Source organism: Cognaticolwellia beringensis, assembly GCF_002076895.1.
GTDB classification, from domain to species: Bacteria; Pseudomonadota; Gammaproteobacteria; order Enterobacterales; family Alteromonadaceae; genus Cognaticolwellia; species Cognaticolwellia beringensis.
Map to the genome: position 1 here is coordinate 1,125,876 of NZ_CP020465.1, position 21,503 is coordinate 1,147,378.

A 21,503-nucleotide genomic window follows, 5' to 3' on the forward strand; every position below is an offset into this window, starting at 1 on the left:
GGTATATATACGTATATCTGGTTCATTATATATATATCCTATATAGAACGGGGCTTATATTGAACCAGATGATATGGTTCACTTGTGGTTCAATATGGTTCATAACGTAATGATTGTTTATATGAGTATATTTAGGCTTACTTTTATTTATGGGGGAGCAATAATTAGCAAAATCCACTCAAATTAAAGGAAGACCGGGATAGTGACCATTTAATAATCTCGTGATCAATTAGCCCCCATGGCTAATTCTTCATTGTGCGCAAAGCGGAAATCAACTTAAAAATTTTTCCCATATCTTATCTAATAATCCCCAAGTTTTGATCTGAATTTAATATTTGTTGTTTCTAAAACTATGAAATTATGTGATATTAATTTCAATTGAAAATTATAGAATGGACTTCAGTTAGAAGTCTCTTTAATTAACGTTAGAATTTAAAGGACTATCAAATGAAGAAAACTTGGATTTTAATGCTCTTAATATTTTTTGTTTTAGGTTTTTGGCTATTTGTACCGCCATATCAAAAAGATAAAATTATTGGAGTTTTTACCGCTGGCCAATCTGATCGTAAGTGTTTCAACTTCCACAAACAATACTACAAAGATCCTGAAACCGCGTATTTCGTCGATAGTTATGTCTGGTCAAAAGAGAATGAGTTGAGTACAGGTACTAAATATCCGGATCCTGCTTTTGAAAAATACGACACTCTTATCCGTGTTGAAGTACAGGCGAAAAACGGTTTCGGAGCTTATATTAAGGAGTTTATTGAATGTCCTTTAATCGACGGAAAGTTCGATGACTATGAGGCTTTAATTCATCGTATAAATAATTCAAAATGAAATTATAAAAATGCGTTAAAGGCGGACACGCAAAAGTTGGCTTTTGTTCTTTTATCGGCATTTTAACCAACTATTTTGCAGCTTAAAGCGGAGATGTGTTTAGATATTATCAATAAAGCTGGAGCTATAATTTATATGAAAGTATCAGAAATTATTTATCAATTAAAAAACTCAGCGTTTTGTGATTATGAGATTTTTTATAGTCAAAACTCTATAGTGCCTAACGAATTAGCTAGAAGTGTTTTAAATGAGTTACGAGAAACAGCTCCTGAGCTAGTAAAAGAATTTTATAATAGAGTTTATTCTCATTTAGATTAAACAAATACAAGTATTTCAAGCGGGACTGCCTATAGTTTGCTCTGTTTCGCTATACAATTTTGGCAAACAAATATCTGCCCATTTATGGTTTTTGTGGTTCCGATGAAATTAAACCTCTATAAATAATTAGCCTATGATGATGGAGCTAAAACATTATTAGAAAATGGAACAAGTTATCAAATGCACATCTAAAACAATTAATATAAGTAGGGGACTATGGAATTATTTACTGGTGAATTTAGAGTGTTATATCCAATTGCTGTGGTGATTCTTTTTGTCTTTTCCTTAATAGGGTTACTAGGGCGTATAATTTTAATTCTATCGTTAAGTTGGCTTGGTTATCATACGATTGATAGTCTATGGGGTTTAATTGGTTTAATAATGTGGGGGAGCATTGTGTGGCAACACAACCCAGGATGGTTTCCTCCTTTCAAAGAAATATTCTCTATTAATCAGAAAAATAATTAAGCCTAATAACATAAACTTGGTATATTCTTGTAGTTATATCTTACTTTTTAACGCTAAGACAGTTTAAGTGAAATTTGTAAACTTAATCATTTGAAGAACTAGGTTTTTGATTCAACCAAGCCTGCGAATATTCATCACCACCAATACGAACAGGCATGTTTTCAGCTTTTCTAGCATCATTAGGTGACATAATGCCGTTACGAATAGCTACATCATAAGCTGCAAATCTTTCCTCGGTACTAGCCCTTAACAAGTCCTTAGTTTCAAATTCAATAAAGGTAATACCTTGTGTGTTTATTGCTACAAGTCTGCTACTGAAAGCTTGCTGCAAGTTTGTAAGCCAAGGCCGTAAAGTCTGACTAAGAAACGAGCGTTGAGCTTCACTAAAATTACTGTACGTGCCATGAGATAGGTCTTGAAGTAACAAAGGGCTTAACTTAAACATACGAGCAATATCTGCAATGGTAAAAGCTCTGGACTCTAACCACTGTGCATCACTGTTAGTAATACTTAATGGCTTATATTTTAAGCCTTGTTCAAGAAATACAACTTCACCGCTTTTATCTACGCCCTGATATTTTTCTTTGAACTCTTGGCGAATACGCTCGGCAGCTTTTGGATCTTTAAAGGCAGCCTCTGTCTCGAGCACACCCGATGGCATTGCACCTTTCTCGAAAAGTCGCGCCCCATGCAGTTGTTGGGCGATACCTAAACCGATAGTTTCACGCGCTATTTGAATGGGGCTTTTCCCCATAATGCCATCATCAGACATATACTTAATATGAATGATCTCTTCTTGATGAAATGTTGTGATTTTACCGGCATCGAGTGTTACTTGATAACCTAAACGCTTATTGGCTAATTTTTTCACGATGACACTATCAGGGTGCAACCAATGCAAAGCGGCCGGTATACCTGAACGATTATATTCAATCTGAGCAAAGCCATTGCCACGTAATAAAACAGCACGTAACAATGCTATTTTAAAGTCATAAGCTGTTTGGTACTCGTTAGGGCAAGTATTTAATAAAAGCTCGGCATGGTGATTTATATCGCGTTGTTTATCGCCATTTTGATCACGTTGGTAAACATGGATAGGTAAACTAGCTATTGCCTCACTTATAGTTGAAACAGCACATAAAACGGCTGGTAATGATTGAGCATTTTCTGCGTTTACATGTTGTCCGCTACTTGTCAGCGTTCCAGTTGCTAAAAGCTGGTCGAGGGTTTTATTTCGTTCTTCTTTCTTTTTAAATGGCCACATTAAAACAGCTCCATTAATTCGATTTCAGTGCGTAAATGTTGAATGGTTTTGAAGGTTGTTTTAGCAATATCTAAAGTTCGAGCATCAATTTTGTTTGCTGGATAAGCACCAACAGCGCAAACAGTGACTTCATAAAGTCGAGCTTTTAAAATAAACCGAGTTGGTGGTGTTGTGTCGTGATCCCATTCTTCGACATCAGCCACAAAACCAAAACTTAATGAGTCTAGATCGCCTCGTTTGACCTGCTCGTATAGATCAAGGTGCGCTTGTATCTTATTGCTTAAATGAATGGTTACTTCTAATTCTGTAGCGTTTTCTGATAGCTCGAGCGTGTTACTGGTGGTTTTTCCTAAAAGCAAATCATGGTTATGTTCAACTATTGCTTTGACTGGCTCACCACTGGCTAAGCTGTCACTAAAACTAGATGGCTTGATCACTTCGACAAAACCACCTAGATCACGACTAACAGAATTAAAAGCAACCATGCCGACAAGTTTCATGTTATCGGCTTTGATATTGGTTGCTCTAATCTCCATGACTAACCCCTAAGCTGCTTTTTTCTTGAGGACAACTAGCGCTTTGCTGTCAGTAACACCACCACCAAAATACGCAGTATTATGAAGCTTAACGAAGCCTGGAGTTGTGATCATATCCTTAATCATTTTCGTACCAGAGGTATGAGAAACAACCGTATAACCACGGGCAATATCACCAAACAAAATTTCATCATCAGGCATTTGCTCGTCAATATGTACGGGTTTACCGAATAGCGTGTCAGGCTCGCCTGCGGTTACAGCTTCAAGGTAAATATAACGGCCTGTTGTATCTTTAATACCTTGTAAGGCATAGGCAGCATTATCATTCATAATGTATGAGGCGGCTTTGCGGTATGCTTTAGGTAATGCTTTTTTAAGTGCGCGAACATCATCAAGATCAAACACGCCACTAGCAGCAGAAGTAATTTCTTTGATTTCACCGAAAGCAGGCGTTGCCGAACGGGTATAAGTTAAAATGCCTTTTGGTTGACCTGTACCAGTACCAACGAATAGTGCTTTGTTTAGATCTTCGGCAAATTGTGCGCTAGTTTCACTTGCTAACCATTCTTCAATGTTAAAATCATTTTGATCTAAAATTTCGATAGTAGCTTTTGGATAAGCGTATAAAGCATTAACCGCAATAGACACTTTATTCATTTTACTTGTAGCTGTTTCACTGCGAGTTTCGCTTTCAGCAGCCCAACCAGATTGACCACCACCAACACTAACAATTTGCTCATAAGAACTTGAGCTGATTGTTTTAGGCGTGGCTAAGCCCATCAGCGTTACTTGATCACGCATTTGTACGGCAATTACTTTATCCAAGCTTGGCACAACAGCAAAACCACCATCAGCATTAACACCAACACTCAGCGAGCGAATATCACCTGTTTGCACAAAGGTACGCATTTCAGTATTACTTGGCTTATCGCTTGTGCGTTCTTCTGTGCTTTCACCAATAAGAGTGCGTTCTTCATCAGCTAACGCTTGTGCATGTTCAATATGGCTATTAATAGCGGTTAACTGAGAACGTAACTCAGTAAGTTGTGTATTTTCTTCGCCTGTCATTGAACGCTTTTCAGTTTCAACTTTTGACATAATTGAGTTTGCGCTTTTTACTAAAGAGGCTTTGTTTTGACGTAGTTCTAGTAATCGTTTCATTTTATTCACCTGTAATGAGTTAAATCGAATTAAATTCTGTTTACAGGTAGATTCTGGCATATTATTTGTCGCAAACCAAATAAAACACGGTCAAATGGCTTTTTATCAAATTTAATTCTGTCTTGGTTTGATTTAACGATTTAAATACGCTATTTTTACAACTGAGGCTTTATTCACCTCAATCACTTTTTATTGTTAAGTTAATTGGTTTTATTTCTCTGAAAAAAGTAAGCCCCTTGCGACCACCAAGGGGCTTTTTATTGCTTGTTGTTAAATTTCCACTAAACTTAAGCTAATAAATAATTCAAGGATGAATGAACATGGAAAGCTTTATCCCTCCCAAAGTGCTTGTTCGCACATGGTTACAGTTGATCAAAACTGATGACTTACCCCCAGAACATAAAATTTTAATTGAAGAAAATCTAGAGAAAACATTTGGCTCTGTAGAGTTAGCTGAAATGTATGAGGATGATGTGAAAATTAAATAGTAAGTTGTTGAAATTAAATTTAATATTTACTAATCTTAAAGGTGCATTCAAATTTAGAAAGGAATTTAAATAAATGGAATCAATTAACGCTTTAAATAACAACGGAAACACACCATTAATGGAAGCTGCTGCAAGTGGCGATTTAAATGAAGTAAATAATTTACTTAACTTAGGGGCTGATCCTCATATTACTGATAACAGTGGCATGACTGCTAGAAGTAGAGCAAAAAATTTAGGTCATGATGAGGTTTTAGCAATTTTGGATAAGGTTATGGAGTCTACACCTCACATTAAAGTAGAGGAAAGTGTGGATATACCGTCAGAAGTAAATAACGATAATTCAGAAGTGAGTAGTAATAATCAAAAGATAAGCCAAAAGGATAAAAATATAGCGCAAGCTAAGATTGATCTTGAATCAATGAAAGAAAATATAGGCACGATTGGTATCTTAAGTTTCTTTATTTGGCTTTTACATATTGTGGCGCTTTTGGGAGCACAATTAACTTATGTCCCCTCATCTTACTCAACTTCGGTGAATCTTGAGCTGGAGTTTAACCTAGTTTTAACAATATCTGTGCTGTTTAGTTTTAGTATCTGTTTAATGTTATTGTCGATAGCTAAGTCGGTATCTATGACTGCTAAATACGCTATTTATACAAGCCAATCAAAATAAGTAAACATTCTAAAGGTCATAAAAAAGCCGTTGTGTACATAGGTGTGTACATAACGGCCTTAAGTTAGTTACTACTAACTTCGAATTTGGTGCTCGCTACTGGACTCGAACCAGTGACACCTTGCATGTCATGCAAGTACTCTAACCAACTGAGCTAAGCGAGCTTTAGTTTTAAATAAACACGTTGAGTAACTCAACGAGGCGCTATGTTAGCGATCTGTTTTAGCAAGTGCAAGCAGTTTTATATAAAACTCGATTCAACTGCTGTTAAATTCGGCAGTTGCAAAGGTTGTTGTTTGTTTTATCGGCAAATGTTGTTATGAGTATTTCTGATTAATATTCTAATGCGGCTTGCTGATCAAAGCGATTTTGCACCACTTTTAAGCGCCAAGCCATTAACACTGCTGCCACGGTTAAGCCTGAGATAAAGCCTATCCAAAAGCCATAAGGGCCAGTTGCAGGAACTATCCAGTCAGTAATACCTAATATTAAGCCAAAAGATAAACCCACAATCCAATAGGAGAAGAAGGTGATATACAAAATAGACTTAGTGTCTTTATAGCCACGTAATGCGCCCGCGGAGATAACTTGTACCGTATCGGAAAATTGATATAATGCCGCTAAAAACATTAAACCGGCCGCAAGCTCAAGATTTTCAGTATCTATAGTATAAATAGAGGCAATTTGATTGCGGAACAACACGGTTACTGATGCCGTAGCTAGGGCAATCATCAACCCTAAAATAACTGAATATCGGCACAGCTCTTTTGCTTTTTCAAGGTTTTTCTGACCGACTTCAAAGCCTACCTTTATGGTTACTGCAATCGCTAGACTTAATGGCAACATAAATACTAAGCCAGAAAAACTAATGGCTATTTGATGGCTGGCAACAACATTAGCACCAAATGGCAAAAGTATTATGGCTACTACGGCAAACAGGCTTACTTCAAAAAGTAATGAAAATGCTATGGGTGTTCCTAATGCCAAAATAATTTTAATTTCTGACCATTCAGGCCAATAGAATTTGGTAAAAAGCGGCGCTTGCTTTAAATGTTTAGAAAAATAAGCATAGGCAAGCATGCCAAGGAACATTACCCAATAGACAATAGCCGTTGCAATACCACATCCTGCACCACCCAGTGCTGGCATGCCAAACTCACCATAAATGAAAATATAGTTGGCCGGTATATTAATGATTAAGCCAATAATACTGATGATCATGGTGGGGCGAGTGAAAGATAGGCCTTCTGAATAATTGCGCAAGACTAAATAAAGACAATAACCAGGGCCACCCCAAACAATATAACCTAAATAATCAAACATCAGTTGCTTGAGTTTAGGATCAAATGTAAGAGAGTCTATTAGCATGGGGGTTGCAATGTAGTAGAGAATAATAATGATTATTGATAAAAAAACGGCTATCCAAGCTGTTTGGTAGCTGGCTTTTGCTACATCATCAAATTTCTTGGCGCCTGATAATTGTGAAATGATACTAGCGAGTGCCATCACCAGGCCTGAAATTGTTAAAATTAGAGGTAACCAAACACTACTGGCAACCGCAACAGCTGCCATATCAGTAGCGCTTACTCGACCAGCCATAACAGTATCTGCAAAACCCATTAAATTCTGGATCAATTGCGCAATTAAAATTGGATAAGCTAATTTTAATAAATTTTTACTGTTAGAAATAAAACGATTAATGTTCATCAAAGCAATTATATCATTAGGTTATTTTTGCTAAGATAGCAAAAAATAGAGTATTTATCTGGATGATATATGTTTACCGGTATAGTGCAATCACAAGCTAAAGTAATTGCGATGATTAGTAAAAATAATGCGATAAGATTGAAGGTTGCTGTAGAAAAACCATTAATAACTAACCTTGAAATAGGGGCTAGTGTTGCGATAAATGGTGTGTGTTTAACGGCTGTTGAATTTGGCCATTTAGATCAAGTTAACAGCTTTATAAGCTTTGATGTTATTGATGAAACGTTGCGGGTTTCTAACCTTGCTGATATTGAACTGGGTACAAAGGTTAATGTTGAACGTTCGTTAAAAATTGGTGATGAAATTGGCGGACATATGCTCAGCGGCCATGTTCATACTCAAGCCACTGTGGCTAATCGTATTGATAGCCAAGATAATTGCAAGATAAGTTTTACCATAGCGCCTGAATATAAAAAATATATATTTGCCAAAGGCTTTATTAGTATCAATGGCATCAGTTTGACGCTGGGTGCTGAAGTAGCTGAGACATTTTCGGTACATTTAATACCCGAAACTTTGTCGCGAACCAACTTACAACATGTGCTCGTTGGCGATAAAGTTAATATTGAAATTGATCAGCAAACTATGACCATTGTTGAAACCATTGAGCGCATGAAGTTAAACCATTAACCTTGATAGGATAGCGCAGTATATTTAGACCATTTAGCGTCGCGTTAATATTTAATGTATTGTCATTTAATGCATTGTCTAAATAACGACGGGTTTAAAAATACTGCTCATCATCACTAGCCACCGCCAATTGAATTTTTTTATGGTATTCATCAATATGCAAATTCAAATGCATTTCCATGCAGCAGGCGGGGCACTCTTCATAATAATCTTGGTCGCCAGCAGTGGCGTCTAAACTAACATGAATATTGTGGCCACAATGAGGGCATTTAATACGTTGTTCTTTAATCTTGTCGGGCATAGAACCTCCTAGATTTTAACTGAGTGAACTGTAGCTTTTAGTATGGTCAATTTTTGCAAAAGTGCGAGTATTGCCATACCAAAAAATTCAATCACCGTAACACTAAACAAAAGCAGAACTTAGCTTAATGCAGCGCTAAAATTCGGATTAAGTTACTCTTAGATTGCTCTACATAAACGCCACCTAATAAGTTGGCATGATTTAGTATATGGTAAAAATTGTAGATTAATTTACGTGTTTCGTAGCCGTTTTCTAGTGGGTAAGTCTCATGATAGCCTTGATAAAATTCATCCGGCATTTGACCAAATAACTCTGTCATGGCGAGATCAACTTCTCGATCGCCGTAATAACAGGCTGGATCATAAATATACACACTATTATCGCTAAAACCTATATTGCCTTGCCATAAGTCACCATGCACTAAACATGGGGTAACCTGATGATGGAGTAAGGCGTCATGACAAACACGAATAATATGCTCAATGTCACCTAAGATAATTGATTTTTCTGCTAGCAATTGTAACTGCCAGCCAATGCGTTGTTCGGCAAAAAATGTTCGCCAATTGCTTTGCCAATCGTTGGGTTGCAGTGTATTGCCAATGTAATTATCGTGTTGCCAGCCAAATTGACCATGCGATGATTCTTGATGCATGTTTGCGAGCTGTTTGCCAAACAACATCCAGTTTTTAGTGCCAGCATGATTAAAAGGTAGATATTCTAAAACTAAATAGCTTTTGTCTAACGTTGTACCAGTGGTGATAACGTTTGGGCAGGCAATAGTATTAAGCTGTTTAATTTTTTCTAAAGAGTAAGCCTCGGTTTCAAATTGTTGTAGCCTGGACTTATCATTTAATTTTATAAAGTAATTGTGCTGATAATCACTTAACCAATAACATAAATTTAAGTCACCACCGGTGACTAATTGTTTATGCTTAATGTTAAATTCTTCACCTATTACTTGTGATATATCTCGCTCGATATTTTGCCACATGTTCACCTACCCACTCAGGCTTTACTAATAGCAATTATAGTAGAGGATGAGAAATAAACGTACTAATGGCGAAATATTACTTAAGTATGGCTAAATGACGAGAGCTATTGAATTATTCAATATCGATAATTAAATTTTCTATTTTATTGGGTATCCCATCCCATTGCTCTGCATCAGCGGGCGCAGGAATAACTTCTGTAATCACTGGCCATGTTTTTGCCAGTTCAGCGTTTAATTCAATAAAGTCTTTTTGATCTTCAGGTACATCATCTTCTTGGTATATAGCTTCAGCAGGACACTCAACTGGGCATAAGTCGCAATCAATACAAGAGTCAGGGTTAATGACTAAAAAGTTTGGCCCTTGATGAAAAGCATCTGCTGGGCAAACAGCAACGCAATCGGTGTATTTACATTGAATACAATTATCAGTAACGACAAACGCCATTTTATTCTACTTATTTTATCTTGTTAAAGTGGTAAATCGACTAGCGTGGTAGCTAGGAGTGCGCCGATCATACCTAGCTTGTGAACAAATTCAATTATTGTTTTAGCTTTGTATTTGGTATCGCTACGACTATCAGGTAAAATAGCGCCAATTTTTACCCTCGTCTCGCTTTGGAAACAGAATATGTTGCGTTTAACTAACGTCAAATTACCATTAAATCATCAAGCTGAAGAGTTAGAGCAAGTCATTCTTGCCACATTGAAAATCACTGCTGAGCAGTTAACAAGTTTTTCAATCTTTAAACGTGGTTACGATGCGCGTAAAAAGAGCAAGATTATTTTGATGTATACCTTAGATGTAGAGACTACAAAGAATGAACAGCTTCTTGCTGAACATTCAAGTGATCAAAATATTAAAGCCAGCCCAGATACTAGTTATAAGTTTGTTGGACAAGCACCAGAAAACCTAACAGAACGCCCCGTAGTTATTGGTATGGGGCCTTGCGGTTTATTTGCTGGCTTACTGTTAGCACAAATGGGCTTTAACCCCATTATTTTAGAGCGTGGTAGTGAAGTCCGTCAGCGTACTAAAGATACTTTCGGCTTTTGGCGGAAAAAAATACTTAATACTGAATCGAATGTTCAATTTGGTGAAGGGGGGGCGGGTACATTTTCTGACGGTAAGCTTTACAGCCAAGTTAAAGATCCAAAACATTATAGTCGCAAAGTATTACATGAATTTGTTGATGCCGGCGCTCCTGATGAAATTTTATATGTGAGCAAGCCACATATTGGTACCTTTAAATTAGTGACTATGGTTGAACAAATGCGTGCTGAAATACATCGCCTTGGTGGTGAAGTGCGTTTTGACCAGCGTGTTGATGATATCCATTTTACCAAAGCAGATGATAACAGCGACAATATGCAAGTCACTGGCTTAACGTTAGCGACGGGCGAAGTCATAAATACCAAACATATTGCGTTAGCTATTGGACATAGTGCACGTGATACGTTTGAAATGTTGCATAAAAAAGGTGTTTTCATTAAAGCCAAGCCTTTTTCAGTTGGTTTTAGAATTGAACATGAACAATCGGTTATTGACGATGCTCGCTTTGGCGAAAATGCCGGTAACCCGATATTAGGTGCGGCTGACTATAAACTTGTTCACCATTGTAAAAATGGCCGTTCAGTTTACAGTTTTTGTATGTGTCCAGGTGGTACCGTTGTAGCGGCAGCATCTGAAGAAGGGCGTTTGGTTACAAACGGCATGAGCCAATATTCACGCCATGAACGTAATGCCAATAGCGCGATTGTTGTTGGTATTTCGCCAGAAGATTATGATGAAAATGGCAGTAAAGATAATGTACTTGCCGGTATTGAATTTCAACGTCGCCTTGAAGAAACAGCCTTTAAACTCGGTGGCGAGAACTATGATGCACCCGTGCAGCTAGTTGGCGACTTTTTAGCCGGACGTAAAAGTGGCGAACATGGTGTTGTAGAACCTTCATATAAGCCAGGCGTGAAATACTGCGATTTAAGTGAAACGCTTCCTGCTTATGCCATTGAAGCTATTCGTGAAGCATTGCCTGCCTTTGAACGGAAAATTAAAGGATTTTCGATGGCTGATGCAACATTAACCGCGGTTGAAACTCGTACTTCTTCACCTATTAATATAACTCGTGATAAAGAAACGTTTGAAAGTATCAATACTAAAGGTTTGTACCCAGCAGGTGAGGGGGCTGGTTATGCGGGCGGTATTTTGTCTGCAGGTATAGACGGTATAAAGGTGGCTGAGGCGATGGCGCTTTCTATGCTTAAGAATCATTAATAAATAGCGTTAGGAGTTGAATGCTTTAAGCAAACGAAAAAATAATTTTAAAGCATCTTAATTACTTAAACTATTGAGAATAAAGCTCCTATATCAGAAGATATATGTTCAGAATGATTGTTTATGTGGCGTAAATTAACCGTAATGTTATTTTTATTGATACTAGCTAATACAGCTAGTGCTTTGTGATGACGGAACTTTTTAATGATAACCATTTAACACATGAAGTCGCTACGCAAGTGGAGCATATAGAGCAAGTAAATGCTGATTTTGACGTTTTATCCAGCTTGTCCAGAGCAAATGGTGTTAATGCCACACTAGTTTCTGCTGAAATACAAATCACACCTAAATACTTTTTAATCGTCGAATTTTTTAAAATAAAGCTTACTGCTGGCTTATTTAAAAACCTGACGGACCCACCACTCTATGGTTCGAACAATTAAGCCATAATAGTAACTCATCTCGACTTTATAACTTCCTGTATTCATCGCGCACCACTTACCACACTTAATTTATTTCATGACGTTATTGACGTATTGGGTATTTTTGTTTGGTTCGATATACCTTTTAATTCAATTATTGTGGCCAGTAAGCTCGCTATCATAGGCTATTCATTTAATGATTTCTTTATTGTCGGCGACAATATACGAGAAATTATGAAACAGAATCATCAGCAAAGCATAGAAAGTACAGTTAATTTAGCGGTTAAGTTTATTATAGTAAGAACTATGATCACTTCAAATACAACACTTGCAACAATAGTCGCTATATGGGTTTTTGCTGACGAGTCATTGTCGGCCTATGCGATGGTACTTTTCTCAGGAGTTTTAGTTGGCACGTTCTCATCAATTACTCTTCTGCAACAGTACCAGAGTTATTGTGACCTTCTGGTGATTACTATCAGATACAAGAAGAAGAGTTGTGTCAGTTGCCATCATTACTGTTTAATTGGCACTGGCTAGTCGGTAATTGCACTTTAAGGTTAACTAGCGTTGTCCAAATACTGTTAAGCGTTATGGTTTTTTTCAGCCATTGGGGTATGTTGCCTTTAGGGTCAACAATAACCTGATAGCTTATGTTTATATGGCCAAGTTGTGTTGGCACTATTTTCCAGTAGGCACTGACCGCTTGCATGCGGATAGTGTCTTTATTTTTTTTGATACTTTCTCCGGCATCGCTGATAACGATCTCTAGTGATAAGTCAGGGTTTTGCCAATAGCGAGAGTGGACAACAATATCACGAGTTGCAACAGGCCAAAAGCCTTTAAATCGTGTGATAAAAATGCTTTCATTGTTCGATATTTTACTGATCAGCTCAGCTGACTCAGCATTGTCGAGCCAATTTGAGATTTGAGGCAAATCTTCTATAAAGCAGATAAAACCAATAGACGTTGATTGCAGACTGGCATTGGCTTTTACTTCAATTAGATTATTGAACGTATTCACTCGATAACTGACGCTAAGCTTCTCGTCTGTTCGCCATATTACCCAAGGTGTATGCTGTTTTTTTACGATGATATTTTCAACGTTTTCTATCGCTAGGCTCGGCGCTAAATAAAAGTAAAGCAAAGTCGTTAAAGTTAATACTGTTTTTGCTTGAGATTTTTTTTTAGCTTGTTTATTCAATATTCTGCTAGGGCAAGTGGGTAAAAATAATATAGATGTAAAGCCAGCAGTTAGTACTTTCATCATATATGCATCATCCCAATCTGCTTTAAGCGTTTATTTAGACAGCCTAATTTTTTACTTGTATTATTTTTCAATAAGTTAAGCGATATTTTGTTCATCAAAGAATTCTCCGTTGTATAGCTACTTCGTAAACGGTTTTGATCTTATTATGTTGGGTAATGAATGAATATTTTACTTTTTTCTTTGGCAAAGAAGAGCGTTTTTAGTATCTCGGGCTTCATTTCGAGGCGTTTTACGTGTGCTTTTAGATTGCGGGTTTCCTCTTACTCTGGTGTTAATACCAATTGAGTGATTATTTATTTCAATTGGTATGATTTTACGTTGTCTGAAAACGTGATCATCCACATTGTGAGCTTCTTTAATCCAACGATCAAGCATATTGGCGGGACTCCTTCAATATGCTTGTCGTTTTTGCCTGTGAATAATTTTGTTCAACCACTGAAGGAATAGCATCAAGTTTAAGTTCTTTGGAATGTTTTTTACGTTTAATTCCCCGGTTAAGTTCATTATTCCTTAACTGGGGTAGTCGAATCAACTAGGCCTCAAAACGCTCTTTTATGCTTTCTGTGATACCCGCTACACATACATCCAATAACAGTTTACCGCTTTCGGGGGTTGCTTTACGGGCCGAGGATAAGGTGCCACTCTCTATTACCCAAGACTTATCCGAGGGGTACATATCGTAGGGCGGAAAAGTCGCTGGATCATGATCGATGACTTTGTCCATATTCACCAGTTTAGGATGAAGGTGCAGCATAAGAGACGTTTCTAGCACGCCTCCATGCTCTACATCCCAGCCGGTGAAACCATCAGGGAATACTTCCTTAATAGTGTCTGGTGTAACATAGTCCCAGTATGAAAGTAGCATCACGTTTGCGTCGATACCATCACGACGTAAACTTTCTAACGCTAAATCAATTCCCTCGACGATAAACATCGAATTTTCGTAGTGACCATTAACCAAAACGAACTTACGATTGCCATGACGAGCATAGGCAACAACAACATCATGGATCATATCAATCAAGGTTTTACCATTAATACAGGTAGTGCCAGGAAAGAAATTACCGCCACCGGATTTTACTTGTGACTTATACCCATATGAAATTGGGTGTGCAACCAAACCATTCTTTAGTTGCTCTGCCACTCCCTCTGAAATAGCCTGAGGTATCAATACGTCGGGATTCATCGACATATGTGGTCCGTGCTGCTCTATTGCCCCAATAGGAAGTAGTATCACTGCTTCACCACCGGCAATACGCGCCTCATAGGTTTTCCAATCAAGTTCTGCCAATATGACCATTTTTAACAACCTCCTTTAGCCAGCACTGCTGCTGAGCTGTTTTCTTTGCGTGATTCATCCATTACACCTTTTGCCAAAGCAATACACATAAACACCATTAGCAATGAGAATGGTAGGGCTGCTGTAATAGAGGCAGTCTGCAATGTACTAAGCGCGGCGCTGCCACCAGATATCAACAATACGGCAGCTAATAATCCTTGCATAACGCCCCAGAAGATACGATGACGTTTTAGTGGATCTTCATTACCTTCACTCATAATGGTCGTGAGTACTAGAGTACCTGAATCCGATGAGGTGATAAAGTAAGTAGACACAAGTAACGTACCTGCTATCGTCGCCAAGTAACTCATGAAACCTAAATCCATGCCATTAATCGTCGCATACAAGGCATCGGCCACATTATTTTTAACGATATCAGCAATACCACCAGAGCCTGTAAGATCAATATTCATAGCTGTGCCACCATAGGCTGCTAACCAGACGAAAGACAGTAGAGAAGATACACCAACTACAGCGATGATAAACTCACGAATAGTACGACCACGTGAAATTCGAGCAATGAAAACACCAACGAAAGGTGCCCATGATATCCACCAACCCCAATAAAACACACTCCACCAGCCCTGCCACATGCTCTTCCAACTTGCTTCTGCATCAGCTGCAACTTGAGGTGCTGCTTCGATAAAGGTATTCATTGAAAATAGACTTGCAAAATAATCAAACATCGAAGTAACCAGCAATTTCACAATGTAAACAGTGGGTCCTAACAGCAGGAAGAATGCCAATAAAATAGTGGTCAGCCACATATTTCCAATAGACAAGTACTTAATGCCTCGTTTCAATCCAGTCATAACCGATACTAGTGCACAACCACTAATAACAACAATTAAGACTAACTGAACTTGAAGATTTTGAGGGATGTCCCAAATTGAATGGAGACCAGCATTAATCTGCTGTACACCCAAGCCTAGAGATGTCGCTATGCCAAATAAGGTTGCGAAAACGGCGATTACATCAACGGTTACGCCAATCCAACCATTAACCTTTTCTCCCAACAGAGGGTACAAGGTATAACGAATGCTAAGAGGCTTTTTCAACCTATAACAGACAAATGCCATTGACACGCCGACCACACAATAAATTGCCCAGGCATTTAAGCCCCAATGGAAGAACGTTACCTTCATTGATTCTTCTGCTGCCGCCAATGTTTCAGGTGTCGCATCTCCAAAAGGCGTGCCGCTGGAGAAATGGAACATCGGTTCAGCGATAGACCAGAAAATAATACCTATGCCTTGTCCTGCTGCATAAAGCATCGAAAACCAGGCAAAAGTACTAAATTCTGGACGATCATCATTGCTACCTAGACGAAGTTTGCCATGGCGACTGAATGCTAACCATAAACAAAATACTAGGAAGAAAGCACTTAGGCTAACATACCAGCCGTTGGCTGAAACAGTAATGAAAGTTCGAGTTTGATCGATAACTTGGGCTGCTTGCTCAGGCGAAATCAGTGTATAGGATGTAAATAAAATTACTAAAGCAAGTGATATAAAAACTATATAAGGGTTAATACCCTTGATTGGTCCACTATTAATAACCATGAATCTTCCCCTTGGGATTGAAATTTATATTTATATTTATATTTATATTTATATTTTCCCGTTGGTTGAGTCAGGTATGTATTGCTTAATTGCTAACATACCGACTTGCCAGTTCCTTTGACACTAGACATACATCATGTCCAACGGGCTCAATCTAACGTTAGAAACTAACCTTTAACAATGTTGTGTTCTGGTCCAAAAGGGAACTTAGTGATATTTTCAACACTATCTTCGCTCACGACTACGATATCGTGTTCACGGTAACCACCAGAGCCGGCTAATCCCTCAGGAAGCATTAACATTGGTTCCATTGATATAACCATGCCTGGTTCGATTACTGTATCAATATCTTCTCGTAGCTCTAATCCAGCTTCGCGACCATAGTAATGGCTTAAAGTACCGAATGAATGACCATAGCCGAAGGTACGATATTTTAGTACATCGTGTTCCAAGAATATTTCATTTAGTTCAGCAGCAATATCACAACAACGAGCGCCAGGACGAATGAGTTCTAGACCACGACGATGAACTTTACAGTTGATTTCCCATAACTCTAGATGACGGTCAGAAGCAAACTCACTGAATAATGTACGTTCTAGAGCGGTGTAGTAACCAGCGATCATCGGGAAGGTATTAAGGCTTAAGATGTCACCGGCTTCAACTTTACGGCTCGTTACTGGGTTATGAGCACCATCTGTATTGATACCTGATTGGAACCAGACCCAAGTATCCATCAATTCACCATCAGGGAAAGTACCTGCGATTTCGCGTACCATAGCCTGTACACCAGCTAAAGCAATTTCGTATTCAGGAACACCGACAGCAATAGCGTCACGAATAGCAGCACCACCAATATCAGCAACACGGGCGCCGTGCTTAATTACTTCAATTTCTTCAGCAGACTTAATCATGCGCATTTTCATGGTTGGAATACCAATATCTACGAATGTTGAAGCTGGTAATGCAGACTTGATTTTTTCCAAAGTTTGTAATTGGACATGATCAAATTCGATACCAACTTGACCACCATCTTTGATTAGTTGCTTAGCCGCATAGAAGAAGTTATCTTTCTGCCAGTCGGTGTATACCACGTTATCACCAAGTTGATTACGACGGTATGGTTGCCCACCGTCAATATTAGCACTAATAGTAGTATAAGAATCCAGGGTAACTACCAAGCCATAATCACGACCGAAACGACAGTATACAAAATCACTGTAGTAGTTGATGTTATGGTATGAAGTAAACAACACTGCTTCTAAGTTATTTGCAGCCATATAGCGACGTAGTTTATCCAGACGGGAATTTAACTCTGCTTTAGAAAAAGTAGGTTGAACTTTCTCTCCATTTGGAATAGACAATGTTTGTGGCATGTGCATTTTTGGAATCCTTTTATTTTTCTAATTTAATTTAAGTAAAGTATTCATACTTTTAATGTTACAAAAGCAAGCTGAGCTGCTGCTGTTAAATCACACTAGCAGCTGATATTGCATAATAGAAATTAATACAATAAATATGTTCATTAATAATTTAAATGAGTATCGATCGGTAAGATATTGGGGTTAACGAAAGTAAAGCCGTGGAGACTATTATGCCTCTGGCATATCAAGCAAACTATTAACCACCTAAGGAATTTTTTCTGGTGATACAAACGGCAGTATCGGTAACTCTTGAATAATATACTAAAGTGATCTAATTGATTTATGAGGCAGAAGTTGCAAAGGGCAGTTGTTATCTATTTAATAATTAACGACAAAGCCTTATTATACCAATTGAAATAAATAATCACTCATTCTAAGATGGTCTAAATATCTAATATCTGCGTTGCTTTCAATCCCAATAGCATGCTATTGCTCAATCAAGCGCCTTGCTGTTGAATATTTATCTTCATTTATCATTGATCGATGACTAAATTCAACTGGTATTATTTGGGTGATTGGTGCATATTAATTGACACTACACCAAGAAATTTTTAGGTGCATAACAGCTAACTAATTGATAAAGCCTGTTGGCTAAAAATACTTGATTAAAAGCTCAAGCAATATAGCTTTGCCGCTTGACCTGAGTTTTCTAATGGCTGACACAGGGGATCTCGGGGTGAGTTCGATTTTGCCATGATCACCTTTTAGCGTTTTAGTTGAATAGCTATTGCGGCTATTCTCGCTACCAGACACTGTAGTTTGATTTTTGTCGTAACCAAGGTGAAAGTTCATCTCTGGTTATAAAGCGGCCTCAACAGTCATTTTGGTGAGCATTGCACACAGTGGGTTAGAACATTGGGTGTTTTTACTTCTTTAACCCATTCATTGAAACACTCATTATTTAATCCGTTATTAAGATTATAGACAATGAGCATTTACACACTTATTTTTACAGCCTCCTTGGTGGGAATATCGCCTTAATATTTATCTAGCTTTGTGTTACTTGCTTTAAACCAAGCTAGATAATTTGATAAATACTTCGTTACTAAACCGTTCATTCTTCTATTAATCCCTATTCACTTTTTGGATATAATAAACCTTATCTATTAGCCTAATTTTACTATTTAATAGCTACTTATGGTCACCGTTTTTTATTGGGCAATCGTCACTACTGGCCACAAGTCACGTATAGTGAAAATGCTGGCCATCCTCTAGTATTATAGTTAATGTTGCACCATTTTTGGCTTGTCGCTAGCAAGATCACAGCAGCGAGAAACGCCATTCCGCCAATATAGCCAGCAATGTGGTACCTAACAGGTCACCGAGATAATGCCTCGATAAAACATGCTGATCGAATAAACGGTGCATAATACGATTAATCGACGATTTTCAATTCGACTTATCGTATATTCAGGCTAAAAGTTAACATTCAATCGCGTTTACCGCTAAGCCACCGCGGGAAGTTTCCTTATACTTATCCTTCATATCCATACCGGTTTCCCACATGGTCTTAATGACTTTATCCAGTGAGATAAAATGTTCGCCATTACCATGCAAAGATATCTGAGTCGCATTAATAGCTTTCATTGCCGCGATAGCATTACGCTCGATACAAGGCACCTGAACCAGACCGCCCACGGGGTCGCAGGTCAAGCCTAGGTTATGTTCAAGGCCAATCTCGGCGGCATTTTCAACTTGCTCTGGCGTGCCTCCCAACACTTGGCACAATCCAGCTGCGGCCATTGCACAGGCTGAACCAACCTCACCCTGACAGCCTACTTCAGCACCAGAAATAGATGCATTCTTTTTACACAGTGCACCAATAGCTGCGGCAGCCAACATAAAGTCCACTACAGCGTCATCTTGAGATTCATCACTAACATGTTCGGTAAACTCCATGTAATACATCAATACTGCTGGAATTATCCCGGCGGCGCCATTGGTCGGTGCTGTTACCATACGACCACCGGCGGCATTTTCTTCATTAACAGCCAGCGCATAAAGATTAACCCAATCCATCGCTCCCAAGGTGGAAGTGATCACATTAGGATTAACCGTTTCTTTCATTGATAGGTGTAGAGCGGCAGCACGACGCTTTACGTTTAAACCACCAGGTAGAGTGCCTTCCTTACGAAGACCATGAGCAATACAATCCTTCATCGCCTGCCAGATTATCTTCAGTCCGTCACGTATTTCTGCTTCGCTGCGCCAAACCTGCTCGTTTTTCATCATCAACTGACCGATACTCAGGTTATGCTGCTTACAAAGCGCCAATAGCTCAACCGCGTTATTAAACGCATAAGGCAGTTCAACCTGTGGAACTAAGTGTGCATCTGCGGTTGCTTCACTTTCATCGATAACGAAACCGCCACCGATAGAATAATAGGTATTTTCATATAATGGGCTGCCAGCTGAGTCAAAAGCACTCAGGCGCATCGCATTGGGGTGGTAGGGCAGATTATCTTCCAGTAGATTCATATCTCTCGACCAGACAAATTCGATCGGATACTTACCCAGAATTTTTAAATTGTTGCACGCTTTCAGTGCTGCTACTTCAGGCAGGATAGCATCAGGATCGACGTTATGAGGACGCTTACCCATCAGCCCAACTACAATTGAATTATCGGTACCGTGACCAATACCGGTAGCGCTGAGTGACCCATAGAGGTCGACCTGTATCCGCGTCACATCCTCGATAACGGCTATCAACTCCAGGTGGCTAGCAAAATCTGCTGCTGCGATCATAGGACCGACCGTATGGGAACTGGATGGGCCTATGCCTACTTTAAAAAGATCAAAAACACTAATTGACATACAAACTCCATTGCGCACTTGGCGCATCTGGTAAAGCGTTAGAGATCTGGCACGAGCCAATGACCTCATATATTCGTTACTTAATTACCTAAAATAACCGTGCGACTACCACTGAGAAATACCCGTTTTTCGATGTGAAAACGTACCGCATTGAACAAGGTCATCCGTTCGATATCCTGACCTTTCGCAATTAAATCCTCAGGATAGTATGCATGATCAACATGCTGGATACCTTGAGCAATAATGGGACCCTCATCCAAATCGTTATTGACATAGTGTGCCGTAGCTCCGACCATTTTTACGCCTTTTTCCCATGCTTGGTGATAAGGACGAGCGCCTTTGAAACCTGGTAATAAAGAATGATGAATATTAATCGCCCAGCCATCTAAGTGATCACACAGTTTCGGTGACAACACTTGCATATAACGAGCAAGAATCACTAGTTCTGTATTATATTCTTCTACTAGTTTAATAATCTCAGCTTCCTGCTGTGGCTTAGTATCCTTAGTAATAGGTAAATGGTAATAAGGAATATCATGCCATTTAGCCAACGGTTCAAGATCTGGATGATTGGATATGATCACCGCAATATCAATATTAAGTTGTCCGGTACGATGACGATACAATAAGTCATTGAGACAGTGATCGTACTTTGAGACCAGAATAGCTACCCGAGGTCGATGCATTGCCGTCGTCAACTGCCATTGCATATCAAATTCTGTAGCGCGTGATGAGAAGCCTTCGCTAAAGCTTTCGGCATTAAAATTGTCATCTTGTGGTTGAAACTCGATCCGGATGAAGAAACGCTCCGCCGAATGGTCATCAAAAGAATGGATTTCTTCAATATAATTTTTGGTTTCTGCCATATAGCGGGTAACTAAATCAACTGTCCCCAAAACACTTGGACAGCTAGCCGTGAATATCCATGCTTTCTTTTTGTTTTTCATAAAACAACCTCTACGTTTACGA

General features: G+C 38.7%; 23 protein-coding genes, 1 tRNA gene and 1 pseudogene. 9 read left to right on the forward strand and 16 right to left on the reverse strand.

The genetic code is table 11. The features are described 5' to 3' along the window. The first annotated feature begins 447 nt into the window (after positions 1–447). The 3 genes from B5D82_RS04730 (at position 448) to B5D82_RS04740 (ending at position 1,623) form a co-directional block, all read left to right on the forward strand. Positions 448–837, forward strand: coding sequence for a hypothetical protein (locus B5D82_RS04730; protein WP_081149622.1), 390 nt, complete (start codon positions 448–450; stop codon positions 835–837). A 135-nt stretch (positions 838–972) separates the two neighbouring features. Continuing rightward, positions 973–1,155 carry a hypothetical protein gene (locus B5D82_RS04735; protein WP_157673840.1) on the forward strand — a complete coding sequence of 61 codons (183 nt, stop codon included), beginning with the start codon at positions 973–975 and terminating at the stop codon, positions 1,153–1,155. 216 nt (positions 1,156–1,371) lie between these two features. Continuing rightward, positions 1,372–1,623 (forward strand): hypothetical protein, encoded by a 252-nt coding sequence (locus B5D82_RS04740; protein WP_081149625.1) that lies wholly within the window; start codon positions 1,372–1,374, stop codon positions 1,621–1,623. An 82-nt stretch (positions 1,624–1,705) separates the two neighbouring features. On the opposite strand, the gene B5D82_RS04745 is transcribed toward B5D82_RS04740, so the two are convergent. From B5D82_RS04745 to B5D82_RS04755, 3 genes are read right to left on the reverse strand one after another with little or no spacing between them, the layout of a single operon-like run. Next, positions 1,706–2,887: a phage portal protein gene (locus tag B5D82_RS04745; RefSeq protein ID WP_081149627.1), complete on the reverse strand. Its 1,182-nt coding sequence runs from the start codon at positions 2,885–2,887 to the stop codon at positions 1,706–1,708. Continuing rightward, complete coding sequence (locus B5D82_RS04750) at positions 2,887–3,423, reverse strand: HK97 family phage prohead protease (protein WP_081149628.1); 537 nt, start codon at positions 3,421–3,423, stop codon at positions 2,887–2,889. Before B5D82_RS04750 ends, B5D82_RS04745 begins: the two co-directional genes overlap by 1 nt. 9 nt (positions 3,424–3,432) lie before the next feature. Then, the gene (locus tag B5D82_RS04755) at positions 3,433–4,584 is read right to left on the reverse strand and encodes a phage major capsid protein (RefSeq protein WP_157673841.1); all 1,152 of its coding nucleotides are present in this window, start codon (positions 4,582–4,584) and stop codon (positions 3,433–3,435) included. A 320-nt stretch (positions 4,585–4,904) separates the two neighbouring features. On the opposite strand from B5D82_RS04755, the gene B5D82_RS19850 reads away from it, so the two are divergent. Both B5D82_RS19850 and B5D82_RS04760 read left to right on the forward strand, forming a co-directional pair. Beyond that, positions 4,905–5,072 (forward strand): hypothetical protein, encoded by a 168-nt coding sequence (locus B5D82_RS19850; protein WP_157673842.1) that lies wholly within the window; start codon positions 4,905–4,907, stop codon positions 5,070–5,072. A gap of 73 nt (positions 5,073–5,145) precedes the next feature. Next, positions 5,146–5,745 (forward strand): ankyrin repeat domain-containing protein, encoded by a 600-nt coding sequence (locus B5D82_RS04760; protein ID WP_081149631.1) that lies wholly within the window; start codon positions 5,146–5,148, stop codon positions 5,743–5,745. Positions 5,746–5,832: 87 nt separating this feature from the next. Here the strand turns inward: B5D82_RS04760 and B5D82_RS04765 are convergent. Both B5D82_RS04765 and B5D82_RS04770 read right to left on the reverse strand, forming a co-directional pair. Next, positions 5,833–5,909 (reverse strand) — tRNA-Val (locus B5D82_RS04765). Positions 5,910–6,078: 169 nt separating this feature from the next. Then, the gene (locus B5D82_RS04770; protein ID WP_094122763.1) at positions 6,079–7,452 is read right to left on the reverse strand and encodes an MATE family efflux transporter; all 1,374 of its coding nucleotides are present in this window, start codon (positions 7,450–7,452) and stop codon (positions 6,079–6,081) included. A gap of 69 nt (positions 7,453–7,521) precedes the next feature. Here B5D82_RS04770 and B5D82_RS04775 point away from each other — a divergent pair, with 69 nt between their 5' ends. Continuing rightward, positions 7,522–8,142, forward strand: a complete 621-nt coding sequence (locus B5D82_RS04775) for a riboflavin synthase subunit alpha (RefSeq protein WP_081149633.1) — start codon at positions 7,522–7,524, stop codon at positions 8,140–8,142. A gap of 94 nt (positions 8,143–8,236) precedes the next feature. Here the strand turns inward: B5D82_RS04775 and B5D82_RS04780 are convergent, their stop codons facing one another. From B5D82_RS04780 to fdxA, 3 genes are all read right to left on the reverse strand, one after another. After that, positions 8,237–8,443 carry a CPXCG motif-containing cysteine-rich protein gene (locus tag B5D82_RS04780; RefSeq protein WP_081149634.1) on the reverse strand — a complete coding sequence of 69 codons (207 nt, stop codon included), beginning with the start codon at positions 8,441–8,443 and terminating at the stop codon, positions 8,237–8,239. A 124-nt stretch (positions 8,444–8,567) separates the two neighbouring features. Beyond that, positions 8,568–9,434, reverse strand: coding sequence for a fructosamine kinase family protein (locus tag B5D82_RS04785; RefSeq protein ID WP_081149636.1), 867 nt, complete (start codon positions 9,432–9,434; stop codon positions 8,568–8,570). Between the two features lie 112 nt (positions 9,435–9,546). Continuing rightward, positions 9,547–9,879, reverse strand: coding sequence for a ferredoxin FdxA (fdxA, locus tag B5D82_RS04790; RefSeq protein ID WP_081149637.1), 333 nt, complete (start codon positions 9,877–9,879; stop codon positions 9,547–9,549). 183 nt (positions 9,880–10,062) lie between these two features. Here fdxA and B5D82_RS04795 point away from each other — a divergent pair, with 183 nt between their 5' ends. The 3 genes from B5D82_RS04795 to B5D82_RS04805 all read left to right on the forward strand — a co-directional run bounded on the left by B5D82_RS04795 (position 10,063) and on the right by B5D82_RS04805 (position 12,668). Further along, positions 10,063–11,706 (forward strand): NAD(P)/FAD-dependent oxidoreductase, encoded by a 1,644-nt coding sequence (locus tag B5D82_RS04795; protein ID WP_081149639.1) that lies wholly within the window; start codon positions 10,063–10,065, stop codon positions 11,704–11,706. A 188-nt stretch (positions 11,707–11,894) separates the two neighbouring features. Continuing rightward, positions 11,895–12,149, forward strand: a complete 255-nt coding sequence (locus B5D82_RS04800; protein ID WP_081149640.1) for a hypothetical protein — start codon at positions 11,895–11,897, stop codon at positions 12,147–12,149. Positions 12,150–12,242: 93 nt separating this feature from the next. Then, positions 12,243–12,668, forward strand: coding sequence for a protein translocase subunit SecF (locus B5D82_RS04805; protein WP_157673843.1), 426 nt, complete (start codon positions 12,243–12,245; stop codon positions 12,666–12,668). Here B5D82_RS04805 and B5D82_RS04810 read toward each other — a convergent pair. The 8 genes and pseudogenes from B5D82_RS04810 to purU all read right to left on the reverse strand — a co-directional run bounded on the left by B5D82_RS04810 (position 12,631) and on the right by purU (position 21,481). Next, complete coding sequence (locus tag B5D82_RS04810; RefSeq protein WP_081149643.1) at positions 12,631–13,398, reverse strand: START domain-containing protein; 768 nt, start codon at positions 13,396–13,398, stop codon at positions 12,631–12,633. The two genes, B5D82_RS04805 and B5D82_RS04810, sit on opposite strands and share 38 nt — an antisense overlap. 168 nt (positions 13,399–13,566) lie before the next feature. Continuing rightward, positions 13,567–13,773, reverse strand: coding sequence for a hypothetical protein (locus B5D82_RS04815; protein ID WP_081149645.1), 207 nt, complete (start codon positions 13,771–13,773; stop codon positions 13,567–13,569). A gap of 157 nt (positions 13,774–13,930) precedes the next feature. Then, a complete protein-coding gene (locus tag B5D82_RS04820; RefSeq protein WP_081149646.1) occupies positions 13,931–14,698 on the reverse strand; it encodes a creatininase in 768 nt (255 codons plus the stop codon). A 2-nt stretch (positions 14,699–14,700) separates the two neighbouring features. Next, a complete protein-coding gene (locus tag B5D82_RS04825) occupies positions 14,701–16,299 on the reverse strand; it encodes a BCCT family transporter (RefSeq protein WP_081149647.1) in 1,599 nt (532 codons plus the stop codon). Positions 16,300–16,466: 167 nt separating this feature from the next. Further along, positions 16,467–17,678: a M24 family metallopeptidase gene (locus B5D82_RS04830; RefSeq protein WP_081149648.1), complete on the reverse strand. Its 1,212-nt coding sequence runs from the start codon at positions 17,676–17,678 to the stop codon at positions 16,467–16,469. Positions 17,679–18,389: 711 nt separating this feature from the next. Next, positions 18,390–18,569, reverse strand: a pseudogene (locus tag B5D82_RS20300) (transposase); the annotation flags it as partial. A gap of 573 nt (positions 18,570–19,142) precedes the next feature. Continuing rightward, on the reverse strand, positions 19,143–20,534 hold the full coding sequence (locus B5D82_RS04835) for an L-serine ammonia-lyase (RefSeq protein ID WP_081149650.1): 1,392 nt from the start codon (positions 20,532–20,534) through the stop codon (positions 19,143–19,145). A gap of 80 nt (positions 20,535–20,614) precedes the next feature. Beyond that, positions 20,615–21,481, reverse strand: a complete 867-nt coding sequence (purU, locus tag B5D82_RS04840; RefSeq protein ID WP_081149651.1) for a formyltetrahydrofolate deformylase — start codon at positions 21,479–21,481, stop codon at positions 20,615–20,617. Positions 21,482–21,503: the final 22 nt, after the last annotated feature.